Genomic DNA, 16,874 nt, shown 5'->3' with positions numbered 1-16,874 from the left:
GCCCGTGAGGGCATGCATGATCCACTCAATGGCGGGGGAGGGGGTCAGCATCCGTGGGTTCTCACTACTTGGAGTCGTCCGACCAACTGGCCGCGAGTGACTTGGCTTCGTCCTCGACCCGGTCGAACAGGGCCATCACGTCGGATCCCGAGTACCCGACCTGTTCGACCAGGGTCTTGAGCAGGGTCAGCAGATCGTGCAGATGTGTCATGCCGGGGTCGATGGTCTCGTGGTACTGCTTGGCGATCTCGTCGTCCTTGCCGCCACCATCGATATTGATCTTGTCGATCTGGGCCAGGTAGTCGCCGATCTGCTTGATCAGCTCCCCGATCTGCGGGTACTGGGCGAACTGCTGCTTGAGCTGGTCGATGGTGGTGATCTTCTCAGCCATCCGAGGCGCCGCCCTTTCCCTTGCCCGTGCCGTTCCGGCCGGCGCCCGGTGTGCCGCCCGGCCCCTCGGGGCTTGGCCACATCTCCCGCAACGGGCCCATCAGGTCGTCGAATTCGCTGCCGCCCGTCATCGACTTGCGCATGTCGGCGCCCGCCCCCTGGAACGGCAGCATGGCCTCGCGGACCTTCTGCCCGGCCTGCTCCCTGGCCTGCCCGATGACCTTGACCAGCGCCGCACCCAGCTCGGCGGGGGCCATGTCGCGGTACGCGTCCGTATGGAACTTGATCTCCCGCACGTCGCCCTGGGCGCCGGCGACGACCGTCAGCATCCGGTCCTTCGACTGCACGGTGACCGTGTACTTGGCCAGCTCCCGCTGGGTCGCGAGGAGGGAATCGCGGTGCTCCGCGAGCTTTCCCATCATCTCGTCGAGCTGTTCCTGGAATCCGTTACCCATCAGCCGATCACTCCCGGTGCTGCTTCCTGGGAGGTGCCCCAGGTCTCTTCGTCCTCGGCCAGCCAGGTGCGGCGCTCCCGGTCCCGCCCGCCGGCGCCCCCGCCACCGCCTCCGCCGCCCATGGGCGGCATCATTGGCTGGCCGTTGGACGACGTGCGGTTCATCGCGGAGGACTGCCTGACCGCGCTCTCCTCGGCGGCCAGATTGGGCTCATTGGCCGAGGTACGGGTCCGGACGCGCTCCGAGACCGAGGTCTTGGGGTCGCCGATGCTCCGGCTGTTGCCCCGGGGCGGCAGCTCCTCCAGGTTCAGCTTGTTCCTGCCGCCGCCTCCGGTCTTGTTCCCGTATCCGTTGCCGCTGGTCTCGGTACGGGCGTCACCGCGAATCGTGGAGAGGGCCTTCTGGTAGGCCTTCTCCTGCTCGACCTCCTGGGCCTCCTGGGCCTTCCGCTGCTTCAGCTGCTTTTCCTGAATTTCCTGCTGGTCCTTCAGCTGCTGCTGCTGGTTGGCCTTCTGCTGCTTGATCTGCTTATCCGCCAGCGCCTGCTGGTCCTTCAGCTGCTGCTCGCCGGACTTGCTGTTGCTGCCGCTGTTGCCGGTAGTGCTGGGGCCGATGTGGGCGTTGGGCGGAGCCTTGAGGGGCTTGTGGTCGGCGCCCATGAGCAGCTTGCCGTCCGGCCCGGTGATCGTGCCGTCCTTGTTGATGTGGGACCCGGGCGGGATCTGGGCCTCGTTGCCGTTCGCGTCCTTGATGGACTTGTTGTTCTTGTCGAGCAGCGTGTTGCTGCCGTTCCCCGTGTTGGTCTGCGGGGGACCGGTCGTCTTCGACTGCGGCGGCGGGATCTTGAGGTTGGAGTTGGTGTTCGGCGGCCCGGTGACGCCCGACCCCGGCGGCTTGTCACCGCTGTTGGTGTCGGAGCCGGGGGGCTTGTCGCCGCTGTTGGTGTCCGAGCCGGGGGGCTTGTCACCGGTATTGGTGTCGGAGCCGGGGGGCTTGTCACCGGTATTGGTGTCGGAGCCGGGGGGCTTGTCGCCGCTGTTGGTGTCCGAGCCGGGCGGCTTGTCGCCGGGTGGCTTCGGCGCGTTGGGATCGCGGTACGGCGGCATGGTGAGGGCGGCCGGCGGGATCACGTCGATTGCGCCCTGGTAGGCGGTTTGCACGTAACCCATCTGCGTCTTGGCGACGGTGTCCAGCGAGTCCACCACCCCCTTCACCCAGGCGTCCTTCGCCTGCTGCTCCAGCGTGGTCCAGAATTCCGGCATCCCCGGACTTCCGAGTCCCGGCACGTTGAGATGGGCCCAGCCGTTCGCGTCGAATTCCATCGTCGAGGCAGCGAGGGCATTGAAGAACAGGTCGTGGACATGGTGGGCGGGCCAGGCGATGTCGCTGTTGCGGTAGGCGTCTGCCGCGTTGACCAGTGCGGCCATCGCCTCGTGGAGCTTGACACGCGCACTGTCGATGAGAGTCGGGATGTCCCCGTAGTTCACCACCTCCTGGTGGAGGTACGCCACCTGCTGCTGCACGGCCACGAGGACCCGCTTGAAGGCCCCGGCAGCCGTGCCCTGCATCTCGGAGTCCGGCACATCGATGTCTTTGACCCACGACTTGATGTCGGTCTCCACGGACTCCATATGGCTGAGCATGTTGCGCAGCATCATCGCCCCGTCGTCGAAACTGCCCACGCTGATCGAGGAGTTGCCGATCAGGGTGTTCAACGGCGGCCCGATGATGGCCCAGGGTTCGTGGATGAACTTGGACAGCGCGGTGTCCGAGCCATTCGCCCCGACTTCGGGCGTCAGGCTGAACCCGATCTGGTACGTGTACCTGGTGCCGCCGTTCTGCCAGCCCTGCGACCAGGCGTAGTCATAGCCTTTGGGGTTGCCGGCGTCGCCACTGACATCCGAGACGGCCACGTGATCGGGCTTGAACCACGGGTCCTTGGTCACATCCGTGCGGTTGGTCACCTTGGCCAGATCGCCGTCCTTGGGGGCGACGAACGCGAGTGCGTCCTCCCACTTCCGGTCGGGGAATGAGTCCTCCGGCTTCGGGGGGGTGGCCATGGCGGGTTCCTTACGGGTGCGATGCAGGGGGTCGGGCAGTGCGGAGGTTGAGCGGTGGAGGCGCCGGGCCGGCCGGCACCGCCCGACGCCGACATCGAGCGGTGCCAGTGCGACGTACCGGAGTTACGGGTTGGGAGGGGTGGGAGCGCCGCCGAACACCTTGAGGGCGTTCGCCAGCTCCAGGTTCATCTCTGTCGCCGTCAGGGCGGCATCATCCTCGCTGTTCTGGAGAATGGTGTCGACCATCGCCATGTCGATCGAGAGGGTATTGAAACCGTTCCCGAGGACGTCCAGCTGCGCCTTGAGACTGACGCAGAGCTGAGTGAACACCTTGTGCAGAGCCGCGTCGGGGCCCAGGGTGCCCGAGCCCGCCTGGAGACCCTTGTGGACGCCCGACTCGGCTGCGTATTCGGTCAGGGTCTCGTAGTCGGGGCCCGTCTGGATCCAGTTCCGGAGCCCGTTGACCTTCGTGCGGGCCTCACCCTTGAGCCAGCCCTCGGTGACCTTGTAGGTCCCGGTGTCACCGCTGTCGCCGCTGTCGTCCTTGGCCATGGTTTAGAACATTCCCCCGCCGCGCTTGTCACCCGCGACCTGGCCGTCGACCATTTCCTTCAGGGACTGCTGACCCGTGCCGAACTGGGCATTCATCGTCTCGATGGCCGTGTTGGCCTGGTTCTGGAAGTCCGTGTACACGGTCGCGGTCTGACCGGAGAAGGACGCCTTGAGGGGGCCGAGCTGGCTGAGCAGTTCCTGGAGCGCGTTCACCATGTCCGTGTTGGCCTTGACCATGTCGTCGATGGCCGCGTTGGCACGCGCAACTTCGAGTGTGACGTCCGCCATGTCCGGTCGTCCTTTCAGAAGGTGTGGGAGGGGGTGAAGAGGCTGTACTGGCAGGCGAGTCGGTCGAGGATCAGCCGGAGAGGGCCTGGTAGTAGCCCGAGCCGCCGCCGTCCCACGCGCTCGCGTACTGGGCGGCGTCCATCTCACTGCTGTTGTGGATGGTGTCGGCCGCCATCAGCGAGGAGTGCAGGGCGTCGACCTTGCCCTTGATGTCGTTGTACGACTGCATCCACTGCTGGAGCTTGCTGCTGAAGATGCTGGACGAGTCGGCGACGTATGACATCCGTACGTCGTCGTGGATCGCCGACACGGTCGCGCCCGCGCGGGCCATGGTGGCCACGTGGTTCTCCAGGGCCGTGCGGGCCTTGTCGATGTCTGCTTGCTGCCGATTGAACAGTCCAGGCGCGCTGTCGACCATGGTGGTTGCCTCATTCCGGTCAGGATTCGGACATGTGTCGTCACGATACTCATCAGAAGTGCTCAACTGACCCCGCAGGATCAAGATTTGATCTTCACTTGAGCTTCGAGTTCAATTGTTGATGCATCGTTCATTGGATTGTTTCCGGTTGCCCGCAACTCTTTCGTTCCCGGCGTCTTTCGGAACTGATTGGTCGGCCCGTACGATCCCGCCCTGCGCCAGCGCCTGCGGGTCGAGACTCGGCCCGGCCGGCAGCAGGTCCAGCAGCGGCGCGGGCAGCCGTACCGCATCACTCGCCGGGTAGCCGAGCTGCTTGAGGGCGTCGTCGCCGGGCACCGGGTAGGCGGCGCCCGCGTCGGTGACCAGGTAGCGGGTGGAGCCGGTGCCGGCCGTGGAGTGGGCCGTCACCAGGGCGCCCGAGCCCGGTCGCACCCAGACCCGGTCCGCGGCCAGGCACCCTGTCCGTACGCCCGGTTCGGCGTCCGGCGCCCCGCCGGGCACCTGCGTGGCGGCGACCAGTGCCACCGTCGTGGTGTGCCCGGAGCCGCTGGAAGCGACCCGGGCACACACGTCCTGACCTGCGGTGGCCGACACCGGGTGCGGTGCCTTGGCGGGCAGGTCCGCGGCGAGCGCCGCAGCGGCCGACGCCGGGACCTGATGCGCTGCCAGGTCGGCTGCTCCCACCGCCCGTTCGCGCACCACGCCGCCGCCGTATGCCTGTTGCTGGGTGCGCGGGTCGCCGAGCAGCAGCCGGTGCAGGGTGTCGGTCAGCGGTACGAGCCCGTCCTTGCGCAGCAGGTAGTGCTGGCCGCCTTCGGCGGTGAACAGCTGGCCGGTCCGGCTCGCCGCCCCCGCCAGCTGCGGCCCCGCCCCGCCACGGCCCGGCACGTCGGGGGCCGCCAGGTCGGGCCCGGCCACCAGCGAGGTGAGGAAGGCGTCGCCGACCGGGTACGGGGCGGTGGTCCCCGCCCAGCCGAGCGCCGCAGCCGCACCGTGCTTGGTGTCGACCGCGAACCGCCGCCCCTGCCACAGCAGTTGGACCCCTCCGCTGGGTGACGACACCAGTACGCCGTCCTTGGCGCCCAGCCCTTCACCGCCCGGTTCGTCGCCGATCACCACGGAGGTCACCGTGCCGGTGCCGCCGGTCCCGGTGTCCTTGCGGCCCGCACACACCGACCAGGTGCCCCGGTCGAGCGAACCCTTCGGCAGGCCGTCGGGCGCGCCCACGATGCCGAGCGGCGTCCCGCGCGGGGTGTCCCCGAGGGAGGCCGCGGCGACCTGCTGGACGGACAGCTTGTCCCCGGCCAGCAGCCGGGCCGACGCCTCGTTCAGCACCGGGTGCAGTGTGCCGCCGACATAGACGTAACGGGCCCCCGAGTCCTTGACCACCACCAGCGCGCCGTCGGTGCGCCAGGACGTCGCGCCGCCGGGCGAGATCAGCCCGTACAACGTCGTGACCAGCGCGGCGAGGCAGGCGGCCAGCAGGCCCCAGATGATGCCGCGCCAGGTACGGGCGGTCGGGGTGTCGGGTGCGTCCGGCTCGGCGCGCTGCATGCCGGAGGAGAGCCGGCCCATGACGAACAGATGGGCCTGGACCTGGTCACGCCTGGACTGCATGCGGGTTCCTCACTGCTTTGCTTCCTCAGTGTGCTGATCGTGAGTGGGGCCGTCAGCCCCAGATGCCGCGCAGCGTGCCGAACACCCCGGCCAGCAGCAGTGCGAGCGGCAGCAGCACGAGAGCCGTCAGGCTGTGCAGCATGTCGGCCGCGCGGCCCCAGTACGGCACCAGCCTGCGGCCCGGCACGGTCCAGGCGGCGATCACCGTGACCGCCGCCGCGGCCGTCAGGATGCCGGTGACCTCCAGGCGTCCCGGCATACCGGTCCCGACCGCGTCCGTGCAGGCCGCGAGCACCAGGGCGTACGCCCCTGGCACCGCCATGACCAGGCGCTGCCAGGCACCGCCGACGGTCCGGGTGTGCAGCAGCAGCAACAGGCCGAGCGTCACCGCGAGGACCGGCGCGGGCCAGCCGTCGGAGTCCGGCCCGGTGAGCAGCGCCGTCACACAGCCCGCGAGGATCAGCCCGAGCGCGGCGGAGCAGCCGGTGGCGTAGGCGTCGGCGGACCGGGCGCGCGTCCGGACCCGCTCGGCGTTGAAGGGCTCGATGCCCTCCTGGAGTTCGTCGGCGCTGGACGGCAGTGGTGGCAGCCGCAGACCCGCCAGGCGGAAGGCCAGACCCGGTACGAAACTCCCGGTGGCGACCGCGCCCACCGCGAGATATCCGGCGGTGTGCGACAACGGCACCCCGCCGGCGCAGACGATGCCTCCGACCGCCGCGAACAGGGCGACGGTGAAGGCGCCCAGGAACAGCGGGGCGAACGCGCCGACCGCTGCCAGCGCGAGGACCGCGGCTCCCGCCGCGGCGGCGCCACCCGCCAGCAGCCGGGGCCCGAACACGGACTCGCCGTGCCCCGCCGTGGGCAACAGCGCCCCGGCCAGGGCCAGATGCGGCACGGCCATCAGCCCGAGTGCGGCGCCCGCCCCCGCGTCCCCGACAGCGCGCGACGCGGCCGTGGCCCCGGCGAGCAGCAGCACGGCGAGTACGGCGGCAGCGGCGGCCCGCCAGCCGGTGGGTCCCGGCAGCGCGACGGTGAACAGAGCCGCGGTCAGCCCGGCCACGGCGAGACCGATCAGCAGCCGTCTGGTCAGCGCGGGACGCCAGGTGTCGGGCCGGGCCCGCAGCGTCTCGCCGATTCCGTCGACGAGATCGTCGAAGTCGACCTCGGGCAGCGTCTCGTGACGGGCTCGCAGGTACAGCGTCTCGCCGTCGCGCAACTCCAGCGACTGCGGGGTCCCCTCCTCGTCCAGGGGTGCGGCGCCCAGCCGCTGCAGGGTCCAGCCGCCATTCGCGGCCCCCTGCTCGTGCAGCTCCCCGCCGGCGTACTCGACGAGAACGGGGATGAGGTCGGCCAGCGGTACATCGACCGGTATGCCCAACTCATAGGAATTTTCAGGCGCTCTTACGGCTATTCGGCACAATCCGACGGTGGTGTCGCTCACGGCGTTTCGATTCTCTCCCGTCCGGGGGTGCGGGTCGACCCGGGAACGGGGCGAACACTATCGTGAGTTCGAACCGATCATCGGATCAACCACCTGGCCAGCAATGGTGGGTGGTTGAGGGAATTCTTCTGCGGCACAACGGACAACTGCTTCTTATCCGTCCGTTAACCCACAGGTAATTCAACCCAGTCTCCTTGGACCAGGAAGGCCCTGCCCTCTTGAGCACCGTCACGTTCAGGCGCCCGCCGCGCCGGCCGGGCCCGCAGCTGCCGCAGGGCGAGCTGACCCTCCAGGAACCACCCGCACTGCCCGAGTCCCAGAGCGCCATGAGCGGGGTCATCACCTATCTGCCCATGGCGCTCAGCTCGCTCGGCATGGTACTGATCTTCATCAGGCCCGGCGAGAGCAGCGGCATCCTCATGTGGGTCGCCATCGGGATGATGCTGCTGTCCGCGGTCGGCATGCTGATCAGCCAGTTCATCCGCGCGGCCGGAGACCGCAAACGGCGGCTGCGCGGCGAACGGCGCGACTACCTGCGCTACCTCGCCACCAGCCGCCGCCGTATCCGCAAGTCCATCGACGAGCAGCGGCGCGCCGATGCCTGGCACCACCCCGAGCCCGGCTCGCTCGTCTCGCTGGTGCGCGGCGGGCGGCTCTGGGAGCGCCGCACCACACATGAGGACTTCGCCGAGGTCCGGGTCGCCACCGGCACCCGTCAGCTCGCGCTCACCCTCAATCCGCTGTCCACCAAGCCCGTCGAGGACCTCGAACCTCTCTGCGCACACGCGCTGCGCCGCTTCATCCGGGCGTACTCGACGGTGCCGGGGCAGCCGATCGCGGTCCGGATGCGCTCCTTCGCCCGGGTCATCCTGCTGAACGGCAGCAAGGCCGGGGAGGAGACCGGGCCCCAGGGCGCGGACCCCGCCGCGACGGCCGAGCGGAACCTGGAGACCGCGCGCGGCGCCGCCCGCGCCATGGTCGGACAGCTCGCCGTCCTGCACGCCCCGGAGGACCTCGCCGTCGTGGTCGTCGCCGACGGCGGCGCGATCGGGGACTGGGAGTGGGTGAAGTGGCTGCCGCACGCCCAGCACCCGTCCGACACCGACGGCGCGGGCACCTCCCGGCTCGTCGCCGAAGCGGTCTCCGAGCTGGAGTCGCTGCTGGGTGAGGAGTTCGGCGGGCGCCCTGCGTTCGAGCCGGGCGCCGAACCGAGCCGCGACGAGCCGTACACCGTCATCGTCCTGGACACCGCCGCGGTCCCCGCCGGGGCGCGCATCGCCGGGGCCGGGTACCGCAACGCCCTGGTCATCGACGTACGTGGGGCCCTCGACAGCGCCCCCGTACGCGGCACACTCCGCTTCCGCGTCACCCCCGACGACCTCTCGATGGTCACCGCCGACCCGGACGGCAAGACCGTTGAGACGTCCGTGGGCCGTCCCGAGACCCTGGGCCCGCGCGCCGCGCGCGCACTGGCATCGGCCGTCGCCCCGTACCGGCTGGGCGCCACCGCCCGCTCCGAGCAGCCGCTCCAGGAGGACATGGAGCTGACCGGTCTGCTCGGCATCCACGATCTGCACTCCGCCGACCTCGTACGGCTGCACGAGCGGCGCGCCCCCGGCGACCGGCTGCGCGTCCCGATCGGCCTCGCCGCCGACGGCAGCCAAGTGGTTCTGGACATCAAGGAGTCGGCGCAGGGCGGTATGGGCCCGCATGGGATGCTCATCGGCGCCACCGGCTCCGGAAAGTCCGAGCTGCTGCGCACCCTGGTGCTCGGCCTCGCACTCACCCACTCGTCCGAGACGCTCAACTTCGTACTCGTCGACTTCAAGGGCGGTGCGACCTTCCTCGGCCTCGACCGGCTGCCGCACACCTCAGCCGTCATCACCAACCTCGCCGACGAGACGGCGCTGGTGGACCGGATGCGCGACGCCCTGCACGGCGAACTGATGCGCCGCCAGGAACTGCTGCGCAAGGCGGGCAACTACGCCTCGCTCCTGGAGTACGAGAAGGCCCGCGAGGGCGGCGCCGACCTCGCACCGCTGCCCACGCTCTTCGTCGTCGTCGACGAGTTCAGTGAACTCCTCGCCGCCCACCGGGACTTCCTCGACCTGTTCGTCATGATCGGACGGCTCGGCCGGAGCCTCGGCGTGCATCTGCTGCTCGCCTCGCAGCGGCTCGACGAGGGCCGTATCCACCAGCTGGAGTCCCATCTCTCCTACCGGGTGGGGCTGCGGACGTTCTCCGCGATGGAGAGCCGTGGCGTGCTCGGCGTCCCGGACGCGTACGAGCTGCCTCCGCAGCCGGGCAGCGGTCTGCTGAAGAACGACGTCGGCACGCTCACCCGGTTCAAGGCCGCCTTCGTCTCCGGGCCCTACCGGGTCATCCGTCCTGCGGTACGCCAGGCGGTCGTCGCCGGGCAGGTCGTGCCGTTCCAGGCGGGCTGGGTGCCGCCGAGGCAGCTGCCGCAGAGCGAAGTCGACCTGGATGGGGTGACCGCTGAGTCGGCTGCGGCCGAGGAGGCCACCGGCAGCCTGCTCACCATCGCGGTCGAGCGGCTGGAGGAGTCGGGCCCGCACGCCCACCAGGTGTGGCTGCCGCCGCTCGCCGAACCGCCCACACTCGACCTGCTGCTGCCCGCGCCCGGCTCTGCCGAAGCGCGACGCCTGCTCACCGTGCCGGTCGGCATCGTGGACCGGCCGTTCGACCAGCGGCGCGACGAGCTGACCGCCGACCTCTCCGGTGCGGGCGGGCACGTCGGTATCGCGGGTGGCCCGCAGAGCGGCAAGAGCACCCTCGTCCGTACGCTCATCACCGCGATCGCCCGCACCCACACCCCGCGCGAGGTGCAGTTCTACTGCCTGGACCTGGGCGGCGGCGGGCTCTCCGCGCTCTCCGGACTCCCGCACGTCGGCGGCGTCACCGGCCGTCTCGACCCGGAGCGGCTGCTCCGCACGGTCGCCGAGATCACCGGGCTGATCGCCCGTCGCGAGCGGCAGTTCGCCGAACACGGCCTGGGCTCCATGGCCGACTTCCGTCGCAAGCGTGCGGCGGGTGAGTTCGCCGACGACGCGTACGGCGATGTCTTCCTCGTCGTCGACGGCTGGAGCACCATCCGCCAGGACTTCATGGACCTGGTGCCGACCTTCACCCTCATCGCGTCCCGGGGGCTCAACTTCGGCGTCCACCTGATCATCGCCGCGACCCGCTGGGGCGAGATCGGCAGCGCCCTCCGCGACCAGCTCGGCACCCGCTTCGAGCTGCGGCTCGGTGACCCCGTCGACTCCGCGATCAACATGCGGGCCGCGGCGACCGTGCCGAAGATCCCCGGCCGGGGGCTCACCGACGAGCGGCTGCACTTCCTGGCCGCGCTGCCCCGTATCGACGGGGACCCCTCGGCCGAGACCCTCCTGGACGGCGTGGACGCGCTGGTCCGCGAGACGGCCGCCGAGTGGGACGGGCCCAAGGCACCGCCCGTACGGATGCTGCCGCTCACGCTGCCCGCGTCCGAACTGCCCGAACCGGACGGCGACCTGCGCGTCCCGATCGGTCTGCAGGACGTCCAACTGGACACGTTCCGGCACGACTTCGATGAGAACCCGCACCTGGTCGTGGTCGGCGACGCCGAGTCCGGCAAGACCAACCTGCTGGCGCTGATCTGCGCGGCGGTCACCCAGCGGTACGGGCCCGGTGAGGCCCGCGTCATGGTCACCGACTACCGCCGCCGCCTCGCGGGCGCCGTACCGGAGGCACACCGCCTCGGGTACGCCGTCGGCCCGGCCCAGCTCCAGGAGATGGTCAGCGGCTCGGCGCGCGCCATGGCCGACCGGGTGCCGGGCCCGGAGATCACACCGGAGCGGCTGGCGAAGCGCGACTGGTGGAAGGGCCCACGGCTGTTCGTCGTCATCGACGACTACGAGCTGATCGGCAGCGGCGGCCCCGACCCGTTCGCCCCGCTGCTCCCGTATCTCGCCCAGGGCGCCGAGGTGGGCCTCCACGTCATCGTGGCCCGCAGCGCCAACGGCGCGTCCCGCTCGATGATGACCGACCAGTTGCTGCGCCGCCTCGTCGAGGCCAACACCCCGGTGCTCCAGCTGTCCTGCCCGCCCACCGAGGGGCAGATCATCACCGGTACGAAGCCCCGGCTGCTCCCGCCCGGACGCGGTCTGTACATCACGCGCCGCAGCACGGTGCAGCTGCAGACGGCGCTGTGCGACGAGGACGCGGACCGGGAGGCGGCGAAGTAGCCGGCGGAAGCAGGCAGAGAGGGAAGCAGGCAGAGAGGAGCGGGCAGAGAGAGGGACGCGGCGCCGACGGCCGGCGCCTGCGCGCCGTCGTCGGCATGGCAGACGTCGCCTGCCGTGCCACTGGTCACGGCGTACGGGTCAGCTCGCCCCACCCTGGCCGGCGCTGCCCATCGGGCCGACCTTGACGGGGGAGCCGGAGCCGTCGGTGACGGGCAGGGAGGCGGCGCCGGGCCATGCGAGGGAGAACGACTTCGTCTCGTCCGGCGGGGTCACCACAAGTCCGGTGACCTTGACGCCGGAGCCGCCCGTGTTGTTGAGCGGGTAGCTGATACCGAAGTACACCGACTCGCCGCTCTTGAGGACCATGGGGCTGGACGCCTGACCACTGCGCTTGGCCGACACCTTCCCGTAGTTGGTCTTCAGGTCGATGCCCGCGTATCCGGACAGGGCACAGTCCTGGCCGCCGTTCTTGAACCCGACCGTGACCGAGCCCTCGCTGTCGCCGCCGATGGTGCTGTCCGACGCGGTGATGTCCAGGTCGTCGGTGCGGCACTTGCCGACCTTGGCGTTCGTGCCGGAGCCGGTCTTGGCATCCGTACCCTGCTCGCCGGAGCTCTTCCCGGTGGCGTTCTTCCCGCCACCCTGCTCCGAGCCGCCCGAGCCTGAAGTGCCCGATCCCGAACCGCCGGTCGAGGACGTCACGGAGGACTCGGAGGACGTGGACGAGCCGTCGCTCTGTGCCGTGCCCCCATCGCCGTTGCAGGCCGTGAGCGAGAGACCCGCGGCAACGGCCAGGGCGGCGAAGGTGAGCTTGCGAACGCGCATCGTGTGTTCCTCAGTCTCGGTGGAGGTGCCGGCCGCTCGGTCCGTGTCGGTACGGGTGAGCGTTTCTGACCACCAGGACTGACCGGGCCCGGCCGGCCGTTCCGGCCGACTGCCCTCTAAGACACCCCTGTTACACGCTGCGGGACACCACGCGCAGGACCACAAGGCGCGCCCCGCCCCTCACGCACCCGGCCGGCCAGGGGCACCTGCTCCGGGCACCGCCCGCTGGGACAGATCCGTGACCCGGAAGACCTTGACCACAAGGTTCGTCACCGGATCCCGGATCCCGGCCCGCGGATCCCGGCCCGCGGACGCGTGCGATGGGGCGATCACTACCGGGGGCCCAGGCCCATCAGCGTCCCAGGCCCTTCAGCGCACGAACCGCCTGTGTATCGGACTTCGGTCAACGCCCGGCGCCGGCAGCCACCGATTCGATGACGCCCTGCCAGACCCTGCGGTATCCCTCACGAAGCGGCCCACCGACGAGATCGAGGACTTGGAACCCCGCATCGACCAACGGCGCCGCGTCTCCCGACTCACAGAGATGCAGATGCCCTTCGAGCAGGGCGGCCCCATGCTCTCTGTCCGCCTCCAGGAGGCGCCGCGGCAGCCACTTCCCGCTGCCGACCCACGCGCGGTGGTGATCGAAGAGCAGATCTGCGGCAGCGTTGAGGACGAACCCGGCCACAGCCAGGCGCTCCATGGGGTCATCGGCGTCGCCGAGATCGTCCAGAGCGTCAGTCAGCCCGTACCGCTTTGTCTCGACCGCCCCGGGCTCAAGCGCCGGCGGACCCTTGCGGAGATCCGCTTCGGCCAGCGCCCGGGAGCCTGCGGCCGCTCCCTCGTTGTCGACCAGGACAAGACCGGTGGCGTACATGCTCTGCAGGACCGCGCGACGCGAGGCGACGTCTGCGGCGAAGAGATCCACCAGACCGGCACGGGTGTGGATGAACAGCTCCACGACACGCCCCTCGAACCGGAGCGTCTCCCGACGGGTCTCGCCACCGTCCCCGATGTGCACCGCGATGTCCAGGTCGCTGCCGGCGGTCGCCCGCCCCACGGCCGTTGACCCCGCCAGGATCACGGCCAGCGCATCAGGGAAACGGTCACGCACGAGCCGTCGGGCCAGGTCAATCGGGTCCGGATCCATGCCCGTCAGGGTTTCACGAAATCGTTCCCGGGGGCGAAGGGGTTACGTTCGCCGAGGCTGCAGGGGACGTGGTTCGTACGTCAGCTCTCGGGGAGCTGCTGCGGTGCGGGTTTCAGCCCGTCCAGGAGGAGGTCGAGAAGGCGTTCGGCCTGGTCCCGTTGTTCGGGCTTCCCCGAAGTGAGGGCGATGCCGGCGAGGGCGGCGAACATGTCGGGCGGGCGGATGTCGGAGCGCAGGGCGCCGGTGGCGGTGCCGGCTTCCATGAGGATGGTGATGGCGGCCTCGATCATGTCGCGGCTGTGGCCGTACGGGTCGCCTCCCGAGGCGACGACGGCTCGCAGGGCTTCCGCCATGCCGAATTTGGCGGTGACGTAGTCGATGAAACGACGTGTCCAGGCGCGCAGAGCCTCACGTGGCGGCAGCGTCGCCAGGAGGTCGGGGGCGGCGTCGCACAGCCGCTCCACTTCGTTGCGGTAGGCCGCCTCGATCAGGATCTCCCGGGTCGGGAAGTTGCGGTAGAGCGTGCCGGTCCCGACGCCTGCCTCCCTGGCGATGCGTTCGAGGTGGGCGTCCAGTCCCTCTTCGCTGAACACCCGCACCGCTGTGGCCAGGATCTTGTCCCGGTTGCGCTGTGCGTCAGCCCTCAGTGGGCGTCCTGTATCCCGTGCCATCGACGGCTCGCTCCCTCATGCCTGTTTGCGAAGTGGAGGCGTGTCCACTTACAGTGCAGCTAACTGGCGGCGCCTCCACTTCCACTGTAGATGCTGTGGACAGTGCGCTGCGCCCATGCCCATTTTCGGAGCTTCGGAGGATCTCGTGTCGGGAATCGAAGGCAAGGTCGTTGTGATCACGGGTGCCAGCAGCGGGATCGGCGAGGCGACCGCGCTGCTGCTGGCCGAGCGGGGAGCGAAGGTGGTGCTCGGCGCACGTCGGCCGGAGCGTCTTGAGGCGCTGGTCGCCCGCATCGAGAAGGCCGGCGGCCAGGCCGTCTGCGCACGCACGGACGTGAAGCGCCGGGAGGACCTGTCCCGTCTGGTGGCGCTGGCCTCCGACCGGTACGGCAAGATCGACGTACTCGTCAGCAACGCCGGGGTCGGCCTGATCTCCCCGCTGGACGAACTGCGCGTCGAGGACTGGGAGGAGATGATCGACGTCAACCTCAAAGGTGTCCTGTACGGCATCGCGGCAGCGCTGCCGGTCTTCCGGGAGCAGGGCTCCGGCCACTTCGTCAACACCGTCTCCACCGCCGGTCTGCGCATCGTGCCGCTCCAGTCGGTGTACGCCGCCACCAAGAACGCCGTACGTACGATCTCCGAGGGGCTGCGCCAGGAGGCCGGGGGCAGTCTGCGCGTCACCGTTGTCTCGCCCGGGTTCACGCGCACGGAGTTCGGGGATTCCATGGCTCCGGAGATGAAGGCCGAAACCCTCGCCCGCCTGGGCGACATCGCCATCCCGCCGGACGCCATCGCACGCGCGATCGCCTTCGCCATCGAGCAGCCGGACAGTGTCGACGTGGGCGACATCGTCGTCCGCCCCACAGCGCAGAACTAGGGCCTGTACGACCAGGCGCGGCCCGTACGCCCCTTCCGGACCGACCGCTTCGTCGTCACGCCACCGTTGACAACAGCACCCGCAAGCCGATCACGAAGGCCACGGCTCCAAAGACACAGAAGGCGACCATGCCCCCGCCGCCGGAGTGGCCGTCGATGGCCATCCGCTGCGGCTTGGCCGGGTCGTAGAGGACGGTGACGGGCGTGCCGGGGCGGAGGCTGGCCCTCCGGCTCTTCCCGAGCGAGGACCTGACCTCCATCGTCCGGCCGTTGCCGGTCTGGTACCGCACCACGGGGTGGTAGCTCGTCCCGCCTTCACCGGAGCTCCTGGCCAGCCGGACGACCGTGCCGTACGCCCGCGCCCCATGGCGCCGCAGCCAATGCGTCTTGAACAGGATCGTGCCGCCCACGGCCCCGAAGATCAGGCCGAATGCCATGACGGATACCGCTCCTTGTTCGGGACCCATGAACTCTCATCTCCCTCTCGGCTGCGTTCCACGCGGATCGGCCCGGGGCCGGTCCGTCCCCTCACCAAGGACGGACGCGGGACCGGAACGCATGGTTCTCCGACAGCTCTGTGCCGCTGCCGGGGCCGTGCCGGGTGACGCCGGAGTTCAGACCCCCGCGCGCCAGCCCCGGCGCCGTGCGCGCGGGAGTACCGCCGCGAAGAACGCCGTCAGGGCGATGAGCCCCGCCGCGCCGCCGGCCACCGCGACCGCGCCCGTGTGGGCGCTGTCCCCGGCACTGGCCGCGAGCTGCGGTGCGGGCTCGGGACGTGCGGGGCCGGGTGCGGACTTGGGCAGTACGGCCGTCACCGCGCCCGCCGGGTCGACCGTCCCGGCGCCCGTCAGCGAACGGCTGCCCGCAGCCCCCGGGTACGCCGTCGACGTCAGCCGGTCCGTGAGCTGCTGGGTGGTCAGGCCGGGGCGGTAGCTGTCCACCAGCGCGGCCGTACCCGCCACGAAACCGGTCGCCAGGTCGGCCCCGCTGCCGCTGAAGTTCCCGCTGCCACCAGGGCCGATGCTCATGAGGCTGGTGCCGGGGGCGGCGATGTCGGGGGCCGTCGCGGGCGCGGCCTTCTGGTCGGGGCCACCCCCGGGAGCGAGCCCGGCGACGGCCAGCACGCCGGGCAGCGCTGCCGGGTAGGCGGCCGGGGCCGCGCTGCCTGACGAGTCCGTGAACCCGTACGCCGGTGCCACGACCAGCACGTTCTGCCGTACCGCGTCCCGTACGGCCGAGGTGAGCGACGCACTGCCGCGGGTCAGCGCGAGCGGCACATCCACCACCCGCGCCCCACCGGCCACCGCCGCGCGGATTCCGGCGGCCACCTTGTCGACGGTCGCCGCCCCGTCCGCTCCGGTCGCCCGGATGGCGAGGATCCGCGCGTCGGGCGCGACCCCGGCGAAGCCGACGCCGGCCTTCTGGCCGGCCGCGACGATCCCCGCCACGAACGTGCCGTGCCCGATGCAGTCCTTGCCCGCGGTCCCGCCCGATACGACATCGGGCCCGGCTGTCACCCGCCCGGCCAGCGCGGGTGCCCCGCCGGCATCGACCCCGGTGTCGACCACGGCGACGGTCACCCCCGCGCCGCGCGCGGAGGGCCAGGCCCGGGAGGGCGCGATGTACCGCTGCGGCCAGGGCGTCAGGTCGGAGTGCTTCTTCGAGGGCCGGACGCAGCCGCCCGCCTGGGGCGGCGCGGACGAGACGGCGGGCAGCGTCGGGGAGTCGTCGGCCGCGGCGGGAGCGGCCGTCCCCGCTACGGTGGCCGCGCCCGCGAGGAGCGTGACGAGGGCGGCTGTGGCCGGGAGTTGTGCGATGCGGGGCGGCATGCGCATGATCCTATCGACCGGCGGCGCGGGCCGGTCCTCCGTCCTCCGGTCTGCC

15 protein-coding genes are annotated in these 16,874 nt (G+C 70.6%); 2 read left to right on the top strand and 13 right to left on the bottom strand.

Going from position 1 to position 16,874, the window contains the following annotated elements:
- Window positions 1–64: 64 nt before the first annotated feature.
- From OG210_RS08870 to eccD, 8 genes are all read right to left on the bottom strand, one after another.
- Window positions 65–391 (bottom strand): hypothetical protein, encoded by a 327-nt coding sequence (locus OG210_RS08870; protein ID WP_328330763.1) that lies wholly within the window; start codon window positions 389–391, stop codon window positions 65–67.
- On the bottom strand, window positions 384–845 hold the full coding sequence (locus tag OG210_RS08865; protein WP_328330765.1) for a YbaB/EbfC family nucleoid-associated protein: 462 nt from the start codon (window positions 843–845) through the stop codon (window positions 384–386). The genes OG210_RS08870 and OG210_RS08865 overlap by 8 nt, the downstream gene beginning before the upstream one ends.
- The gene (locus OG210_RS08860) at window positions 845–2,905 is read right to left on the bottom strand and encodes a hypothetical protein (protein ID WP_371535670.1); all 2,061 of its coding nucleotides are present in this window, start codon (window positions 2,903–2,905) and stop codon (window positions 845–847) included. The genes OG210_RS08865 and OG210_RS08860 overlap by 1 nt, the downstream gene beginning before the upstream one ends.
- 123 nt (window positions 2,906–3,028) lie before the next feature.
- On the bottom strand, window positions 3,029–3,457 hold the full coding sequence (locus tag OG210_RS08855; protein WP_328330769.1) for a hypothetical protein: 429 nt from the start codon (window positions 3,455–3,457) through the stop codon (window positions 3,029–3,031).
- A gap of 3 nt (window positions 3,458–3,460) precedes the next feature.
- Window positions 3,461–3,745, bottom strand: a complete 285-nt coding sequence (locus tag OG210_RS08850) for a WXG100 family type VII secretion target (protein WP_328330770.1) — start codon at window positions 3,743–3,745, stop codon at window positions 3,461–3,463.
- Between the two features lie 70 nt (window positions 3,746–3,815).
- The gene (locus OG210_RS08845; RefSeq protein WP_328330771.1) at window positions 3,816–4,163 is read right to left on the bottom strand and encodes a hypothetical protein; all 348 of its coding nucleotides are present in this window, start codon (window positions 4,161–4,163) and stop codon (window positions 3,816–3,818) included.
- 111 nt (window positions 4,164–4,274) lie between these two features.
- Window positions 4,275–5,780 (bottom strand): type VII secretion protein EccB, encoded by a 1,506-nt coding sequence (eccB, locus tag OG210_RS08840; protein ID WP_328330772.1) that lies wholly within the window; start codon window positions 5,778–5,780, stop codon window positions 4,275–4,277.
- Between the two features lie 52 nt (window positions 5,781–5,832).
- On the bottom strand, window positions 5,833–7,221 hold the full coding sequence (eccD, locus tag OG210_RS08835) for a type VII secretion integral membrane protein EccD (protein ID WP_328330774.1): 1,389 nt from the start codon (window positions 7,219–7,221) through the stop codon (window positions 5,833–5,835).
- Between the two features lie 218 nt (window positions 7,222–7,439).
- Between eccD and eccCa the strand changes: the two genes are divergently transcribed.
- A complete protein-coding gene (eccCa, locus tag OG210_RS08830; RefSeq protein ID WP_328330776.1) occupies window positions 7,440–11,465 on the top strand; it encodes a type VII secretion protein EccCa in 4,026 nt (1,341 codons plus the stop codon).
- Window positions 11,466–11,603: 138 nt separating this feature from the next.
- Here eccCa and OG210_RS08825 read toward each other — a convergent pair whose 3' ends face one another.
- From OG210_RS08825 to OG210_RS08815, 3 genes are all read right to left on the bottom strand, one after another.
- Window positions 11,604–12,290, bottom strand: a complete 687-nt coding sequence (locus tag OG210_RS08825; RefSeq protein ID WP_328330778.1) for a DUF4232 domain-containing protein — start codon at window positions 12,288–12,290, stop codon at window positions 11,604–11,606.
- Window positions 12,291–12,693: 403 nt separating this feature from the next.
- Window positions 12,694–13,440, bottom strand: coding sequence for a nucleotidyltransferase domain-containing protein (locus tag OG210_RS08820; RefSeq protein ID WP_371535663.1), 747 nt, complete (start codon window positions 13,438–13,440; stop codon window positions 12,694–12,696).
- 80 nt (window positions 13,441–13,520) lie between these two features.
- Window positions 13,521–14,111 carry a TetR/AcrR family transcriptional regulator gene (locus OG210_RS08815; RefSeq protein ID WP_371535660.1) on the bottom strand — a complete coding sequence of 197 codons (591 nt, stop codon included), beginning with the start codon at window positions 14,109–14,111 and terminating at the stop codon, window positions 13,521–13,523.
- 145 nt (window positions 14,112–14,256) lie between these two features.
- Between OG210_RS08815 and OG210_RS08810 the strand changes: the two genes are divergently transcribed.
- Window positions 14,257–14,991, top strand: coding sequence for an SDR family oxidoreductase (locus OG210_RS08810; protein ID WP_328335588.1), 735 nt, complete (start codon window positions 14,257–14,259; stop codon window positions 14,989–14,991).
- Between the two features lie 55 nt (window positions 14,992–15,046).
- Here OG210_RS08810 and OG210_RS08805 read toward each other — a convergent pair whose 3' ends face one another.
- Together OG210_RS08805 and OG210_RS08800 are read right to left on the bottom strand one after the other, a co-directional pair.
- Window positions 15,047–15,427, bottom strand: coding sequence for a DUF3592 domain-containing protein (locus OG210_RS08805; RefSeq protein WP_328330784.1), 381 nt, complete (start codon window positions 15,425–15,427; stop codon window positions 15,047–15,049).
- A 177-nt stretch (window positions 15,428–15,604) separates the two neighbouring features.
- Complete coding sequence (locus tag OG210_RS08800; RefSeq protein WP_371535657.1) at window positions 15,605–16,819, bottom strand: S8 family serine peptidase; 1,215 nt, start codon at window positions 16,817–16,819, stop codon at window positions 15,605–15,607.
- Window positions 16,820–16,874 lie beyond the last annotated feature (55 nt).

It is taken from the genome of Streptomyces sp. NBC_00466 (assembly GCF_041433995.1).
Taxonomy (GTDB): Bacteria; Actinomycetota; Actinomycetes; order Streptomycetales; family Streptomycetaceae; genus Streptomyces.
The sequence above is the reverse complement of the archived record's forward strand: the minus strand, read 5'-3'. Positions and strand labels throughout refer to the sequence as shown.

Bases quoted from the DNA above. Each gene is read 5' to 3' on its own strand.
- OG210_RS08865 (WP_328330765.1), bottom strand. From the start codon at position 845: ATGGGTAACGGATTCCAGGAACAGCTCGACGAGATGATGGGAAAGCTC.
- OG210_RS08850 (WP_328330770.1), bottom strand. From the start codon at position 3,745: ATGGCGGACGTCACACTCGAAGTTGCGCGTGCCAACGCGGCCATCGAC.
- OG210_RS08820 (WP_371535663.1), bottom strand. From the start codon at position 13,440: ATGGATCCGGACCCGATTGACCTGGCCCGACGGCTCGTGCGTGACCGT.
- eccB (WP_328330772.1), bottom strand. From the start codon at position 5,780: ATGCAGTCCAGGCGTGACCAGGTCCAGGCCCATCTGTTCGTCATGGGC.
- OG210_RS08815 (WP_371535660.1), bottom strand. From the start codon at position 14,111: ATGGCACGGGATACAGGACGCCCACTGAGGGCTGACGCACAGCGCAAC.
- OG210_RS08855 (WP_328330769.1), bottom strand. From the start codon at position 3,457: ATGGCCAAGGACGACAGCGGCGACAGCGGTGACACCGGGACCTACAAG.
- OG210_RS08870 (WP_328330763.1), bottom strand. From the start codon at position 391: ATGGCTGAGAAGATCACCACCATCGACCAGCTCAAGCAGCAGTTCGCC.
- OG210_RS08800 (WP_371535657.1), bottom strand. From the start codon at position 16,819: ATGCCGCCCCGCATCGCACAACTCCCGGCCACAGCCGCCCTCGTCACG.
- OG210_RS08825 (WP_328330778.1), bottom strand. From the start codon at position 12,290: ATGCGCGTTCGCAAGCTCACCTTCGCCGCCCTGGCCGTTGCCGCGGGT.
- OG210_RS08860 (WP_371535670.1), bottom strand. From the start codon at position 2,905: ATGGCCACCCCCCCGAAGCCGGAGGACTCATTCCCCGACCGGAAGTGG.
- OG210_RS08845 (WP_328330771.1), bottom strand. From the start codon at position 4,163: ATGGTCGACAGCGCGCCTGGACTGTTCAATCGGCAGCAAGCAGACATC.
- OG210_RS08805 (WP_328330784.1), bottom strand. From the start codon at position 15,427: ATGGCATTCGGCCTGATCTTCGGGGCCGTGGGCGGCACGATCCTGTTC.